The sequence below is a fragment of the Pseudomonas putida genome (genome assembly GCF_028682635.1).
Lineage (GTDB): Bacteria > Pseudomonadota > Gammaproteobacteria > Pseudomonadales > Pseudomonadaceae > Aquipseudomonas > Aquipseudomonas putida_AE.
On record NZ_JANHLK010000004.1, the window covers coordinates 96,646 to 111,060 of the forward strand.

General features: G+C 60.8%; 15 protein-coding genes. 5 read left to right on the forward strand and 10 right to left on the reverse strand.

Annotated elements, in window-relative coordinates; all coding sequences use genetic code 11:
* Positions 1-8: 8 nt before the first annotated feature.
* Entirely contained in the window at positions 9-266 is a 258-nt protein-coding gene (locus tag NPS56_RS06475; protein WP_274073950.1) for a hypothetical protein, read from the reverse strand.
* A gap of 199 nt (positions 267-465) precedes the next feature.
* Between NPS56_RS06475 and NPS56_RS06480 the strand changes: the two genes are divergently transcribed.
* Together NPS56_RS06480 and NPS56_RS06485 are read left to right on the forward strand one after the other, a co-directional pair.
* Positions 466-1,440 carry a 2-hydroxyacid dehydrogenase gene (locus tag NPS56_RS06480; protein ID WP_274073951.1) on the forward strand — a complete coding sequence of 325 codons (975 nt, stop codon included), beginning with the start codon at positions 466-468 and terminating at the stop codon, positions 1,438-1,440.
* Positions 1,441-1,616: 176 nt separating this feature from the next.
* Positions 1,617-2,126, forward strand: coding sequence for a DUF2165 domain-containing protein (locus NPS56_RS06485; protein ID WP_274073952.1), 510 nt, complete (start codon positions 1,617-1,619; stop codon positions 2,124-2,126).
* A gap of 9 nt (positions 2,127-2,135) precedes the next feature.
* Here the strand turns inward: NPS56_RS06485 and NPS56_RS06490 are convergent, their stop codons facing one another.
* On the reverse strand, positions 2,136-3,038 hold the full coding sequence (locus NPS56_RS06490) for a DMT family transporter (RefSeq protein ID WP_274073953.1): 903 nt from the start codon (positions 3,036-3,038) through the stop codon (positions 2,136-2,138).
* A 138-nt stretch (positions 3,039-3,176) separates the two neighbouring features.
* On the opposite strand from NPS56_RS06490, the gene NPS56_RS06495 reads away from it, so the two are divergent.
* Both NPS56_RS06495 and NPS56_RS06500 read left to right on the forward strand, forming a co-directional pair.
* The gene (locus NPS56_RS06495; protein WP_274073954.1) at positions 3,177-4,052 is read left to right on the forward strand and encodes a helix-turn-helix domain-containing protein; all 876 of its coding nucleotides are present in this window, start codon (positions 3,177-3,179) and stop codon (positions 4,050-4,052) included.
* Positions 4,053-4,199: 147 nt separating this feature from the next.
* Positions 4,200-4,622 carry a hypothetical protein gene (locus tag NPS56_RS06500; protein WP_274073955.1) on the forward strand — a complete coding sequence of 141 codons (423 nt, stop codon included), beginning with the start codon at positions 4,200-4,202 and terminating at the stop codon, positions 4,620-4,622.
* 57 nt (positions 4,623-4,679) lie between these two features.
* On the opposite strand, the gene NPS56_RS06505 is transcribed toward NPS56_RS06500, so the two are convergent.
* From NPS56_RS06505 to NPS56_RS06540, 8 genes are all read right to left on the reverse strand, one after another.
* Positions 4,680-7,106 (reverse strand): TonB-dependent siderophore receptor, encoded by a 2,427-nt coding sequence (locus NPS56_RS06505; protein WP_274073956.1) that lies wholly within the window; start codon positions 7,104-7,106, stop codon positions 4,680-4,682.
* A 214-nt stretch (positions 7,107-7,320) separates the two neighbouring features.
* Positions 7,321-8,310: a FecR family protein gene (locus NPS56_RS06510; RefSeq protein WP_274073957.1), complete on the reverse strand. Its 990-nt coding sequence runs from the start codon at positions 8,308-8,310 to the stop codon at positions 7,321-7,323.
* Positions 8,307-8,873 (reverse strand): RNA polymerase sigma factor, encoded by a 567-nt coding sequence (locus NPS56_RS06515; RefSeq protein WP_274073958.1) that lies wholly within the window; start codon positions 8,871-8,873, stop codon positions 8,307-8,309. Before NPS56_RS06515 ends, NPS56_RS06510 begins: the two co-directional genes overlap by 4 nt.
* A 4-nt stretch (positions 8,874-8,877) precedes the next feature.
* The gene (locus tag NPS56_RS06520) at positions 8,878-9,204 is read right to left on the reverse strand and encodes a DUF3325 domain-containing protein (RefSeq protein WP_274073959.1); all 327 of its coding nucleotides are present in this window, start codon (positions 9,202-9,204) and stop codon (positions 8,878-8,880) included.
* A complete protein-coding gene (locus NPS56_RS06525) occupies positions 9,205-10,785 on the reverse strand; it encodes a PepSY-associated TM helix domain-containing protein (RefSeq protein ID WP_274073960.1) in 1,581 nt (526 codons plus the stop codon).
* Complete coding sequence (locus NPS56_RS06530; protein ID WP_274073961.1) at positions 10,782-11,081, reverse strand: DUF3649 domain-containing protein; 300 nt, start codon at positions 11,079-11,081, stop codon at positions 10,782-10,784. Before NPS56_RS06530 ends, NPS56_RS06525 begins: the two co-directional genes overlap by 4 nt.
* A 184-nt stretch (positions 11,082-11,265) precedes the next feature.
* Complete coding sequence (locus NPS56_RS06535; protein ID WP_274073962.1) at positions 11,266-11,676, reverse strand: HPF/RaiA family ribosome-associated protein; 411 nt, start codon at positions 11,674-11,676, stop codon at positions 11,266-11,268.
* Positions 11,677-11,890: 214 nt separating this feature from the next.
* A complete protein-coding gene (locus tag NPS56_RS06540; RefSeq protein ID WP_274073963.1) occupies positions 11,891-12,838 on the reverse strand; it encodes a LysR substrate-binding domain-containing protein in 948 nt (315 codons plus the stop codon).
* Between the two features lie 135 nt (positions 12,839-12,973).
* On the opposite strand from NPS56_RS06540, the gene NPS56_RS06545 reads away from it, so the two are divergent.
* Positions 12,974-14,350: an L-serine ammonia-lyase gene (locus NPS56_RS06545; RefSeq protein ID WP_274073964.1), complete on the forward strand. Its 1,377-nt coding sequence runs from the start codon at positions 12,974-12,976 to the stop codon at positions 14,348-14,350.
* Positions 14,351-14,415 lie beyond the last annotated feature (65 nt).

The window sequence follows — 14,415 nt, forward strand, 5'->3', positions numbered from 1 at the left end:
CCTGAAACCTAACGCTTGCCCATCGAACGGCGTGTACCCGGAGGCGCCATCCCCGGCGTCTTGGTGTGGCCATTCTTGGCGCCATTCTTGTACCACGGCTGGCTGGCGTCCTTGTTGGCCTGCAGCTCACCCGGCTTGAATGGGAACTTGAACGCCGGGATAGCGGGTTTGGTCTCGCTGTCAGCGCTGGAGTCGACGCTGCCTGGCAGCTCTGCCTGTTCGGCGCCCAAGGCGTCGGCTACCGGCGGTTGTTTCGGGGAAGTCATGAAAAGCTCCGGGTGATGCACACTGTGTCGGGCCCGGTCAGCGAGCCGCGAAAGTCGACAGTATAGCGGAATGGCAGCTGCAAGCTCCAAGCTGCAAGCGTCAAGTTAAAAGCGCTGCGGGTAGCTTTTAACTTGCGGCCTGGCGCTTGAAGCTTGTAGCTTTCCCCCCCTTCTCCTGCGCCCGAAGAGCCCTTTGCCCATGAAAAAGACCGTCCTCGCCTTCAGCCGCGTCACGCCAGAAATGGTTGAACGCCTGCAACAAGACTTCGACGTCATCGTGCCGAACCCGAAAAAGGGCGACATCAACGCCCAGTTCAACGAAGCCCTGCCCCATGCCCACGGCTTGATCGGGGTCGGTCGCAAGCTGGGTCGCGCACAACTGGAAAACGCCGCCCGGCTGGAAGTCGTGTCCAGCGTCTCGGTGGGCTATGACAATTATGACGTGGCCTATTTCAACGAGCGCGGGATCATGCTCACCAACACGCCGGACGTGCTCACTGAAAGCACCGCCGACCTGGCCTTCGCCTTGTTGATGAGCAGTGCGCGCCGCGTCGCCGAACTCGACGCCTGGACCAAGGCAGGTCAATGGCAAGCCAGCGTCGGTACCCCGCTGTTCGGCTGCGACGTCCACGGCAAGACCCTGGGCATCGTCGGCATGGGCAATATCGGCGCGGCCATCGCGCGCCGGGGTCGCCTGGGCTTCAACATGCCGGTCATCTACAGCGGCAACAGCCGCAAGACTTCGCTGGAACAGGAACTCGGCGCGCAGATGCGCAGCCTGGAGGAGCTGTTGGCTGAAGCCGACTTCGTCGTCCTGGTGGTCCCGCTCAGCGAGAAAACCAGGCACCTCATCAGCCATCGCGAACTGGCCCTGATGAAGCCGAGCGCGATCCTGGTGAACATTGCCCGTGGTCCGGTGGTAGATGAGCCGGCACTGATCGAGGCGCTGCAAAACAACCGCATCCGCGGCGCCGGGCTGGATGTGTATGAAAAAGAACCGCTGGCCGAATCACCACTGTTTCAACTGAAAAACGCCGTGACCTTGCCGCATATCGGTTCGGCCACCCATGAAACCCGCGACGCCATGGCCAACCGTGCCCTGGCGAACCTGCGCAGTGCCTTGCTGGGCGAGCGCCCACAAGATCTGGTCAACCCGCAGGTTTGGAAAGGCTGATTGAACGATGGCACGTCTCTGGCTGGACGTGCCACTTTGCGCAACATTAAAAAAACGCTGAATTGCTATTGAAAGACGACATAACTTGCAATGCAGTCTCCGGCCGAACTTGTCTGAACAGTTATAAACTCCGAGCGATTAAAAGAGCACCAAACGTGCACTCGGAGAATACCCCCATGAATAAACTAACCACCATCTGTGTGATAAGGCGGAGCAAAATACTGATTGTCTTGACAGCGGCATTGTTCGGACTGATGACGCTGATCAACAATGTCACCGACTATGCGGCATACGCCGACTATATCGGGCACATCATCAGCATGAGCAATACCGAGGGCAACGATTCCCGACGCTACAGGGCAATCACCTCCAACATGTTTCATCATCGATTTTACTGGGCGATCATTTCGCTGGAGACCATTTTCACTTTCAGCTGCATGGCGGGAACTTATCAGCTTTACCGAAAAGTCGATGCTCCACGCCAAGAGTTTCACGAAGCAAAAAAATTCGCGATCGCTGGCCTCGTGACAGGCATCATTGTCTACCAACTTCTATACGTCACCATACTCAATGAGTGGTTTGACCTGGAGTACTCTACTCAACGTAATGCCAATGATTGGGCACAAAGAAACATTGAATACATGTTTCTTGCCCTGATTTATCTCACCGCCGTAAAAGACAATTGAACAGCCTGCTCAAGCCAGCTTTCCCGGCACGGCGCTGGCGCTCGCCCTGGGCTTGCGAAACACCAGCACGTTGCCCAGCATGACCATCACCAGGCCCACGAGTGCCGGGGCGGTCCATTGGTAGCCTTCGGCAAACGCCGAGACATTCAGCGCCACCACCGGAAACAGTACCGTGCAATAGGCGGCGCGCTCGGGGCCCATGCGCCCGACCAGGGTCAGGTAAGCGGTGAACCCAATGACCGAACCGGGGATCACCAGGTACAACAGCGAGCCGATGTAGCGTGCGTTCCATTCCATGTCGAAGGCAATGCCCTTGGCCAGGCACCACGCACACAACATCGCCGCGCCGTAGGCCATGCCCCAGGCATTGGTCGTCAGCGGCTTGAGCCCGGCTTTTTGCTGCAGGCTCGACAGCATGTTCCCCGCCGAGAAACACAAGGTGCCGCACAGGGCCAGGCCCAGGCCGAGCAAGGTTTGCGGGCTGGCCGTGTGCCCGACCAGCTCGGGCCAGAACAACAGGCCCAGGCCGAGCAAGCCCAAGGCGCCGCCCATCAGCACATTGCGGGCGATTTTCTGGCCGAAGAACACCCGTGCATTCAGCGCATTCCACAGCGTAGCCGTGGAAAACACCACGGCGACCAGGCCGCTGGGGATCCACTGGCTGGCGGTGAGGAAACACATGAAGTTGACACAGAACAGGCACAACCCCTGCGCCAGGCAAATCAGATGCCCGCGGCGGTTCATCACTTGCAGGCGGCGGCTGAGCAACAGGATCACGAACAGCACCAGCGCCGCCAAACCAAAGCGATAGACAATGGACACGGGAATCGCCACCACGCCCAGTTGCCATTTCAGGGCAATCCAGGTGGTGCCCCAGATCAACACAGTCAGCAGGTACAACGAAAGGTTCATGACAAAGGCTCCTCGGCTAGGTGCCCAGTGTCCTGCGCCACGATGCGCCCCACTTGCATAATCTTGCGCTTTTGTCCGGCGACGGGCTGGCAGGCGAACGCCTACGGAGTAGGATGCAAGGCGTTGGAGAGAACGATCATGCCCGCACTGGAAACCCTGCAAGTCTTTCAAGCCCTCAACCGCTCGCCCAATGCTCGCCTGGAGCACAGCGCCGAGCTCGGTGACGGCATGGCTGCGGCCCTGTGGAGCAACCATCACGACGCCCAGGACTACGCAGCGCCGAGTCACCACACCTTGTCCTGCTACATCGCCGGCGGCACCGGCACCTTCCGCCGTGACCAGCCCGGCACCAAGGGCGGCCCGGACAAACTGTGCATCCTGCCGGCCGAGCATCAGTCAGGCTGGGTGATCAACGGCGACATTCGCCTGGCACACCTGTATTTCAGCCCCGAGCAATTTGCCCTCGGCTGCGTCACCCTGCTCGATCGCGAGCCCCGGCAAATGCAGTTGCGCGAGCAAACCTTTCTCGATGACCCGCAGCAGGCGGCGCGCTTTCGACGGTTGATCACCCTCAATTGGCACGAACCGGGCGAACGCCTGCTCACCAGCAGCCTGGCCCACGAGATGCTCGCCCATGCGCTGCTCAGCCAGGTCGGTACTCGTCAAGGTTTGCGCCTCAAGGGCGGATTGGCTGCGCATCAGCGCCGGCAGTTGGTGGAGTTCATCGACAGTCAGTTGGCCGAGGCCATCAGCCTGGGGCAGTTGGCTGCGTTGTGTGCGCTGTCGGAGTATCACTTTGCGCGGATGTTTCGTGAGAGCTTTGGGTTGCCGCCGCATCAGTATGTGCTCGCGCGGCGACTGAGCCGGGCGCGGGAATTGTTGCGCTCAACTTCGCAGCCGTTGGGGGAGATTGCGTTGGCGTGCGGGTTTGCCAGCGCTAGTCACTTCACCAATCGATTTCGGCAGGTATTGGGGGGAACGCCTGGAGAGTATCGGCAGGCGTTTTTACAATAAAGCAAAACCTCATAACCACCTCCAACACAATAACTAATTGTTTATCTAAAAATACAACTGAATACGACTAAACACTAGTACTTCTGACAGTACCCATCCACGCTCGGATAGATAACACTCCCCACTCAACCCAAGGAGTTTTATCCCATGTCCAAAACTACAGTAGACACCCTTAACAGCGGATCAAATACCATGATGATCCGCCTTGAAAGCTACCCTGAGATCTTTACCCTTTCCAACGCCCACATGGAAAATTATAGCCCAGGCCTAATTACAATGCAGGCCGCCATGCCTGACAAAAGTTACAGCATGTGGCTTAGGTTTGACAGCTCTATCAAAGAGGGAGACATCCATTTCTCCCAAGTAGACAAGTTCTGGTTCGAGGCAAAACAGAACAATGACAGCAACGACGTCTATTCGCTCGTCCAAAGCGACGATTTCCGAATCAACGTCAAGTCAATTGATAAAGTTAAACGTAATTGCCAGCTTGATTTCCAAGTTCGCTTGCAAAGCGGATCCAGCGCTCCAACATTGTATGCAACAGGAAAAGTCAGCATTCAGGGCGAATAACGTCCGATAAATTCACCCCCCTTGCCGATAACACGGCAAGGGGGGTGTCAACCACCGTCAAAACTCCAACGTACTCGACAACGTCACCTGCCGCGAATCCCCCATCGACACGAAGAACCGGCTCGCCGCCGAGGTGTAGTAGGTGCGGTCAAACAGGTTCTTCACGTTGAGCTGAAACTTGACCCGCTGCCCATCGAGCTGGGTGTCGTACGTGGCGAACGCATCGGCGACGGTATAGCTCGGCAGGTCGAAATCATTCACGGCATTGCCCGCTCGCTCCCCGACATAACGCGCGCCTGCGCCCACCCGCAGCTGATCGCCACCGATGAAGCTGCCAAAGTCGTACACCGCCGACAGCGAGCCGCTATTCCTGGCCACGTTCTGCAGCTGCTTGCCTTTGTAGACCGGGTCTTCGGTCACTTCGGCATCGGTGTAGGCATAGCTGCCGATCATGCTCCAACGGTCGCTGAGCTGGCCGCTCAAATCCACTTCCAGGCCGCGGGAACGCACTTCGCCCGCCGCGCTGTAGAGGGTCACCGGGCCTTCGGAATTGGCCACCAGGACGTTGCGTTTGTTGATGTCGAACAGCGCGATGTTGCCCGTTACGCGGCCCGGCATTTCCAGCCTGGCCCCGACTTCCCAGGACTTGGCTTCTTCCGGCGCAATGCTGCCATCGAGCACTGTGCTGCTGCCGCTCAACGGCGCGATGGTCGAGTTGGGCTTGAACGATTCGGTGTAGCTACCATAGAACGACAGCTCATCGGTGTAGCGGTAGACCAGACCGGCGCGCGGCACCCATTTCTGCCCGTTGCTGTCGGTGTTGGCCTTGAACGGCACGCCTTTGCCGGCGTACTGGTCGTACTCCTGGAAGCGTGCGCCCGCCACCAGGATCCATTGGTCGGTGAGGTGGATCGAGTCCTGCATGAACACCGAATCGCTGCGCAGCTTGTCGGTCTGGGCACTGTCGGCCGGGCTGACTGTGGTACCCGGCACTTCACGGCCGTATACCGGGTCGAGGTAGCTGAAGGTGGTCAGGCTTTTCTGACGGATCAGGTCGGCCCGGTAGATCTTGCGGTACTCGTCATCGATCCCGAACACCAGGTCGTGTTGCATGCCCGCGACATCGACCTTGCCTTCGAGGCTGGCGGTGGTGAAACGGTCGGTGCTGATTGCATTCTGCGTGCCGTCCATGCTGCGTGTCAGCGTGCCCTTGCTGGTGTCGATGGCGGTCACGCGCACCTGGCTGGCGTCATAGGTTTCGCGGTTCCAGCTGTAGCCGAAATGGGCTGTCCAGTTGTCGTGGAGTTCGTGATCGGCCTGGAAGTGATACAGGTCAGAGCGCCCTTCCATGTTGTTGAAGGGTTCGTCGAGCCGGCGATCCCGGGGGATGTCCAGCGGATGGTTGTCCCGGGGATCGATCACCGTGCCACGGTCGAACGGGGTCAGGAACTCCCGGTGTTCATAGGCGAACAACAGCTTGGTGCTTTCCCCGAACCAGGCCAGCGACGGCGCCACCAGGGTCTCGCGGTGCACGCCGTAGTTGCGCCAGTAATCTTCGTCTTCGTGGTCCAGCACCATGCGGTAGGCGAAGCCGGAATCGCCCAGGGCGCCCGTGCTGTCAAAGGTGCCACCGCTGCCGTTCTTGCCTTCGCCATAGGTCGAACCACGCAAGGTCAGGGCGTTGTACGGATCAAGCTGCGGCTGCTTGCTGACCATGTTGACCACACCACCGGGATCCTGGATGCCGTAGAGCAACGAGGCCGGGCCCTTGAGCACTTCAACCCGGTCGACCGTGGCGTTCATGCCCCGCCCCTGCACCAGCGGCATGCCGTCGCGCATGATCGAGCCGTTGCGGTTATCGCCGAAACCGCGGGTCATCACCGAATCCTGGGTGCTGCCCAGCGTGTTGCCCTGGGTGATGCCGCTGACGTTCGCCAGCGCGTCGTCGAGGTTGCGCGGCGCCTGGTCGCGAATGACCTGGGCCGGGACGACGTTGACCGTCTGGGGAATTTCCTGAAGCGGCGTCGAGGTGCGCATCACCGAACTGGTGGGTGGCGGCTGGTAGCTGGTGGACTGATCCATCACCGAGGTAATGGTGGTGGCACCCAGGTTCAGCGCGCCCTCGATCGGTAGCGGCTCCAGGGCCATGGTGTGGCCATCAATGCGGCGGAAGGTCAGGCCAGAACCGCTGAGCAAACGCTGCAGGGCCTGTTCGGCACTCAACTGGCCGTTGAGCGCCGGGGCATTGAGGGCGTAAGGCGCTTCATCGGTGTAGACCACGCTGATGCCGGTGACCTGGCTGAAGTCGCTCAAGGCCTGGGGCAGTGGTTTGGCGGCCATCGAAAAGCTGAACAGCGAACTTTGCCGGGCGTTGGCCTGCGCGGCCATCACCCCATTCAACGGCAGCAGCGCCAACGCCGCGAAGCTCAACGCAGACACACCCAACCATTGTTTGACCGAACCCGATATTGCCCTGGACTTCATGACTCATGACCTGTGTAGAACCGCAACGGATGCGAATGACTCGCAGTTTCAGTCACTACACGGATGGCATTCGGGTTTACCTCAGCAGAAAGTTGAAATATTTTTTTTTGGACGTTGAGGTGTTTGATCTGACGCCTTCGCTGGCAAGCCAGCTCCTACAGGGGACCGCGTTCAACCTGTAGGAGCTGGCTTGCCAGCGAAAGGGCCAGTCGCCTCACCGCAAAATGATCAGACGCCCCAGAACCTGATGCTGCTCAAACCCCAACACCCCCTGCAAGGAACTCAAAACCGCCTGCGGATTCTGGCTCGGAAAACTGCCACTAACCGTTCGCTTGGCCAGCTCATCATTGAGCAACACGATCCGCCCGGGGTAATACCGCTGCAAATCCTCAACCACATCGGCCAGCGTCGCCTTGTAGTAATTGAGCCAACCTTGGCGCCACGCCAACTGAGCCTCGCTGTCCACCGCGTGGAGCTTCTGCGCCGAGCCTTCGCCATAGGCCACCTGCTGGCCAGCCGTCAGGATCTGCTGCTCCGCATTCCTGTCCGCCGTCACGCCAACCCGACCCGACAACACTGTCACCTGCGCCCCATGGGGTTGCAGGCGCACCTCGAACTGCGTGCCCAGCACCCGCGCCTGGCCCTTCTCGGCGTCGACCACAAAGGGCTCTCCGGTGTGGACCACGCTGAAAAATCCGGCGCCGCGCCGCACCTGCACATGCCGCTCGCCACCGCTGAAATCCACGGCAATCGCACTGTCGGCATCGAGAGTGACTTGCGAATGGTCGGCCAGGGTGACGGTGCGGATTTGCCCCGGTGCCGAGACATAATCGGCGCCCAGGTCATCGATCCAGCGCAAGGGCTGCCAACCGCTGCCAAGGCTGATCATCAGCAGCAGGCAAGCCGCCATGGCCAGCGCACCCGACCAACGCCGGACGCTGCTGCGGCGTGAGCGATTCATCGCGTTGAGGTAACCCTGCAAGGCCAGAGCATCCTCATCGGCAAGCGTGCGCGCCGGCACTTCACTCAACTCCCACAGCACTTGGGCACGGGCATACGCCTCGGCATGGGCCGGGTCGGCCTGCAACCACTGGCTGAAGGTGACCTGATCACCACTGCTGGGCTGGTCATGCAACAGACTCAGCCAGGCCAGCGCTTGCTGTTCCTGAGCGGGCGTCGGCATGACGCGTTCGATGCTATTCACGGTGCTTTCCCTGGCGTGCGCGGGTCGGGCTCCCGCAGGCTGGCCTTGCAGGCCTCGAGCGCGCGCATCATATGTTTTTCCACGGCACTTTGGGACAGGCCCATGGCCTTGGCGATCTCGGCGTACTTGCGGCCATGGATGCGGTTGAGCAGGAAGATCTGCCGCGTGCGCTCGGGCAACGCGCGTAATGCCGCTTCGACATGGCGCAGATCGTTGCCCGCCTCCAGCGCCGCTTGCGGTTCGCCGCCCACGCTGTCCGACGGTTGCGCCATCAAGCCTTCGTTGGCCCGCACCCGCGTGCCTTCACTGCGCAAATGGTCGATGGCGATGTTGCCAGCGCAGCGCAACAGGTAGGTACTGAGTTCTTCAACCTGCACCAGGGGGCGGCGCCAGAAACGGACGAACAGGTCCTGCACCAGGTCCGCCGCCGTTGCCCGGCAACCGACGCGACGATTCACCAGCGCTTCCATTTGCGAACGCTGGGAGAGAAACACCTGGAGAAAATGTGCACGGGCGCAGCGTGGTTCGGCGTGCTCGATCTCAGGGGATTCGGGGGGCGTCATCGATTCAGTACTGCGCCATGGCGGCCATCGGGCTGGCCAACAGGCTCAGCCCGGCCAGCGCCAACGCCAGGCGCGGGCGATACGGCAGCAGCAACACCAGCAGCAAAGCACTGAGCATCAGCACCGCGAACCACTCCACCAGCCCCAACGCCCAGCCTGGGACCGACACCGCGATCCAGAGCGACAGCACAAGCAACAGCCCGCCAGCCAGATTCAATCCCAGGCATAAGCGCTGCGACGGTTTGCGCCCCAGCAAGTCGGCATGGTGCCGATCCATGGACAAACACAGTGCCGTGAAACCGGCGTAGCAGAGCAACGAGACCAGCAACATTCAGTTCGCCTCTTGCTCAAGATGGGTCGATCGGGCGCGTTGCTGTCCACGGGCTTTTGCCAGCTCTGCGCGCTGCATTTTCCAGGCGGCCCAACCCAGTAGCAGGCCGCTGGCCAGGCACGCCAGATCGAAACCGGCCATGGCCCAATCACCCTCAACAAGCGAGACGCCCAGGTGCCAGGGCGTGGTCAAGGCGTTGAGCAACGGCACCGCGGCAAACAGCGCCGCCGCCAGCGTCAACTGCTCCACCCACGCGGCGCGACCCCGGCGGACCAGGGCATGCAGCAGGCTCAAGCCCCACACGATAAAGAAGCTGTCGACCTCCCAATCCGCTCGCCCGACCATGCCGACCGGCAGCAGCCGGTTGGCCCAGAAGTATACGGCGACGGCGACCAGCAACCCCGACATGCTTGCGATGTTAAGGACCTCCACCAGCCGCAATTCAAATGGCAGCACGCCGCTTTTGGCATGCTTGAGCTGACGCTTGCCGAGCCAGATCACCAGCCCGGTGCCGATCATTGCCGTGCCCGCCAGTCCGCAGATGAAATACAGCCAGCGCAACATCGGGCCGGCGAAATGCCCCATGTGCAAGCCATAGAATCCGCCGGCTATCGCCATGGGCAGGGTTCGTGGTGGTGTCGAGTCGAGCAGTTCACCGGTCACGCCATTGAAGGTCACGGCGCTGCCATAGTCGTAGACCACCCGGTCCGCGCTTTCCCGGGCCAGGATCACCGCGGCATTCGCATCGCCAGGATTGCTCACCGTCACGCGTGCGGCCCGACCGCCCGACCACTGCCCGCGAGCCTGCTCCAGCAAGGGCGCCAACGCCACCAACGGCGCAGGTTTGCCAGCCGATGGCGGCGTATTGGCCGCCGGAAAAACTTCGCTGTAAAACGCCTGGGCATCGCCCTTATAGGCGGCAACGATGCTCGCCGGCATCACCATCGCCATGAAAATCACCAGGCTGCTATAGGTGATCATCAGGTGGAACGGCAACACCAGCACACCCACCGCGTTATGCCCGTCGAGCCAGGAACGCTGGCCCTTGCGCGGACGGAAGGTGAAGAAGTCCTTGAAGATTTTCTTGTGGGTGATGATGCCGCTGATCAGCGCGACAAACATCACCATGGCCGCAAGGGTCGACAACCAGCGGCCCCACGGATAAGGCATTTGCAGTTGAAAGTGGAAGCGGTAGAAGAACTCGCCACCCCGAGTCTCGCGGCCCTGCACTTGGTTGCCGGTTTGCGGGTCGAGGAGTTTCTCCGTGAGCTGGCCGCGCTCGCCGGGCTTGGCCGGCGTCTGCTGCCAGCGCACCGACAGGCGGGGATCGCGGGCACTGGGTAAATCGATGATCCAGCGCGCAGCGCCCGGGGCGTGCTGCCCAAGATAGGCCTGGGCCAGCGCCAGGCTGGCCTCGGTGGACACTGGACGGGCGGGGATTTCCGGCTGCATCCAGTGGTTGGTCTCGTCCTTGAAATAAGCGAGGGTGCCGGTCAGGAAAATCGCAAACAGCAGCCAGCCGAAAATCAGGCCGGCCCAGGTGTGCAGCCAGGCCATGGCCTGGCGAAAGCCCTCTTTCATGACCGCTCCATCCAGTACCCCATCCCCGCTGCCGCTGCCAAAACCAGGCCCGTCACGATCAATCCGAACCAGGCCCGCCACGCTGAGCGACAGGCAAAACACCAGATCACCGCCAGCAGATAAACCACGAACGAGCTCATCATCCCGGTCACTACCGCTTCGGTGCGGGCCATGGGGGCCCAAAGCGTCAGGCACACGCTGGCCAACGTGGTCACCAGATAGCCGCCGAACACGGCAGCCAGCACCCGCGAAGTGACCGCCAGGCGATAGGAAACAGGGAGTGTCTTGGCTTTCATGTCGCGACCTTGAAACCGGGTGAGGCCCCATGAACGTCACGGGGCCAGCAAGGCGCAATATTAATGATAAATATTCTCATACGCAAAACTGTCGGATGAGATCAGGTTCCAGCAGGTACAAAAAACAAAACGGGCCTGCAATGCAGGCCCGTTTTCGGTGGGAAGGTAAAAAGTGAATCAGGCGTCAGGCGTTTTGCGCAGCCTGTTCGTTTTCAAGAAACTCTTCTTCCAGGAGCACATCAGCGCGAGCCCTCGGCTCGAACGGCACTACCGCGGCGCGTGGTTTGCCTCGCAATTTGCCGAACAGGTGTTCCAGCGCATGCTCGAGTTTCTCGGCGGCTCCGTCGATCGCCAGTTCCAGGCTGGCGGCTTTATGGGTGACAGAAATCGGTTGGTGGCCTTTTGGCCGCGCTTCCAGCTGGCAGCGCATATCGTGGGGACCAGGCTTGTCGCCGTTCTCGTCCCGCAGGTGGACCTCGACACGTGTCAGGTCCTCTTCGTAGCGTTCGAGCGTGCTCTCAATGGTAGTACGTACCCACTCCTCCAGTCGTTTACTGCCTTGAATATGGTTATCGCTATTGACTTGGATTTGCATAGTTCATCCCTTATTTCAGCTAGCTCGCGAGAGGCCGGTCAGCTAAGCCCTTGGGCGTCATCACCGTGACCTCTTGGTTACACAATCGGTCTGTACGATGAACATTTCAACCCCTAGAAAAAGATAAATATCTATTCGCAAAAAAAGCCGGACAACCGGTAAATGCGCTGTTAAGGTCGGGAGTTGGGTCGACCCGCTCCTTCGTCACGAATTCTCACATCTGCCCCTCCGACAGCGGGTGCAGGCCGCGAAAAATCCCCGCTTCCTCCACCAGCCAGTCGTGCACCGCCCGCACCCCCGGATGGCTCAGCGCCCCTGGCGCGTAGAGCACCATGTAGCGCTTGTGATTGGGCACCGCCAGGCCGAACGGAACGATCAATGCGCCCCGCTCCAGCTCGTCATTGAGCAGCGTGCGTCGGGCGATGGCCACGCCCATTCCGGCGATGGCCGCTTCGATGGTCAGGTGATTGCGATTGAAGGTGTGTCCGCGCCGCACATCCGCGCCTTCAAAGCCGATGGCATCCAGATAAAACTCCCATTCCGCATATTCGTAACTGCCGCGCCAGGCGGTGATGTCATGCAACAACGGAAAATGCAGCAGGTCCGCCGGGCCATGCAACGGCGGACGCCCGCGCAACAAGCTCGGGGCGCAGACCGGGAAAATCTGCTCATCGAGCAAGGCTGTGGATAACAGGCCCGGATAGCTGCCGTCGTTGAGGTCGATGGCCAGGTCGAAATCACCTTCGTGCAACGGCACGCTGCTGTCCTCGGCCACCAGGCGCAGCTGTATGTCCGGAAAGCGCTGCTGCAAGCGCGGCAGGCGCGGCGTGAGCCATTTGCTCAGGAAGGAAGGGATCGAACGCACCCGCAGCGTGCCGCTGATCATGCCCGCGTCCAGCCGGCGCAATTCCGCATCGATGCTGCCGTAGGCCTCGTTGACGGTTATGGCCAATCGCTGGCCTTCGGCGCTCAGTTCCACGCCCCGGGCACGCCGGTGAAACAGGCGAAAACCCAGGCGCTCCTCCAGTTGCCTGATCTGCTGGCTGACCGCCCCCGGCGTTATGTGCAGTTCTTCGGCGCAACGGGTGAACGACAAGTGCCGTGCGGCACAGGAAAACACCTGCAGCCAGACATAAGTCTGGGCGTGTAATTGACGGCTCATCGTTTAGTCCTGCTAAAGGCTCTCTTAGGAAGTTTCGTTGGTCACGTAGGACCTAGGGAGGCAGTATCGCTGAAATTGCGCTTGTCCTACAAAAATGGCAGCGATTCATCTCCCATTGCAGGAATAGGCTTTAGCATGGCTATCAGTGTTTTCGATCTCTTCAAAGTCGGCATCGGCCCGTCCAGTTCCCATACCGTCGGTCCGATGCGCGCCGCGGCGACCTTCGCCCAAGCGCTGGTCGACCAGGCGCTGCTGAACGATGTGCGGCGAGTGGAGATTCGCCTCTACGGCTCCTTGTCGGCCACCGGCGTCGGTCACGCCACCGACCGTGCCTGCGTAATGGGCCTGATGGGCGAATGGCCAGACCGTATCGATCCCACCACCATCGACAGCCGCATCCATACCCTGCGGGAAACCGGCGAGTTGTCCCTGGCCGGCCAGGCGAGCATCGCGTTCGACTGGTCCCGCGATCTGCTGCTGCTCGACGAGAGCCTGCCCTACCATCCCAACGCCATGTCCCTGACCGCGTTTGGCGAGACTGGCGAACTGTTCGAGCAAACGTACTACTCGATCGGCGGCGGTTTCATCATCGAGGCGGCGGAAGCCGAATCCGGTGTGGCGCCTGCCAACGATGTGGTGTTGCCGTACGATTTCTCCAGCGCTGCCGAACTGCTAAAGCTTTGCAACCAGCACGGTCTGCGGGTTGGTGAGCTGATGATGGCCAACGAACGGGCCTGGCGCAGTGACGAAGAAATACGTCAGGGCTTGCTGCACATCTGGTCGGTGATGCGCGAATGTGTCGAGCAGGGGCTGGAGCACGAAGGCATCCTCCCTGGAGGCCTGAATGTGCCGCGACGCGCGGCGAAGTTGCACCGCAGCCTGTTGGAAATCGGCAAGCCGAACGTCATTACTTCGACCCTGTCGGCCATGGAATGGGTGAACCTGTTCGCCCTCGCCGTCAACGAAGAAAACGCCGCCGGCGGGCGCATGGTGACCGCGCCGACCAACGGCGCAGCGGGGATCATTCCGGCGGTGCTGCACTACTACATGAAGTTCAACCCTGATGCGTCGGACGATGACGTCGTGGCGTTCTTCCTGGGCGCGGCCGCCGTCGGCATTCTCTGCAAGAAAAACGCCTCGATCTCCGGCGCCGAAGTCGGCTGCCAGGGCGAGGTCGGCTCAGCCTGCGCCATGGCCGCCGCCGGTCTCGCAGAAGTGCTCGGCGCCACGCCAGAGCAATTGGAAAACGCCGCCGAGATCGGCCTGGAACACAACCTCGGCCTGACCTGCGACCCGGTCGGCGGGTTGGTGCAAGTGCCGTGCATCGAGCGCAACGCGATTGCTGCGGTCAAGGCCATCAACGCCACGCAGATGGCCCTGCGCGGCGACGGCAAACACTTCATTTCCCTGGATCGGGTGATCCGCACCATGCGCGACACCGGTGCCGACATGCACGACAAGTATAAAGAGACATCCCGTGGCGGCCTGGCGGTGAACTGGGTGGAATGCTGACCGGTTTGGTGGCATGCGGGCAGTCAGTGCCCTGAAAAGGGTAGGCAAAAACAAGGCGGACCACA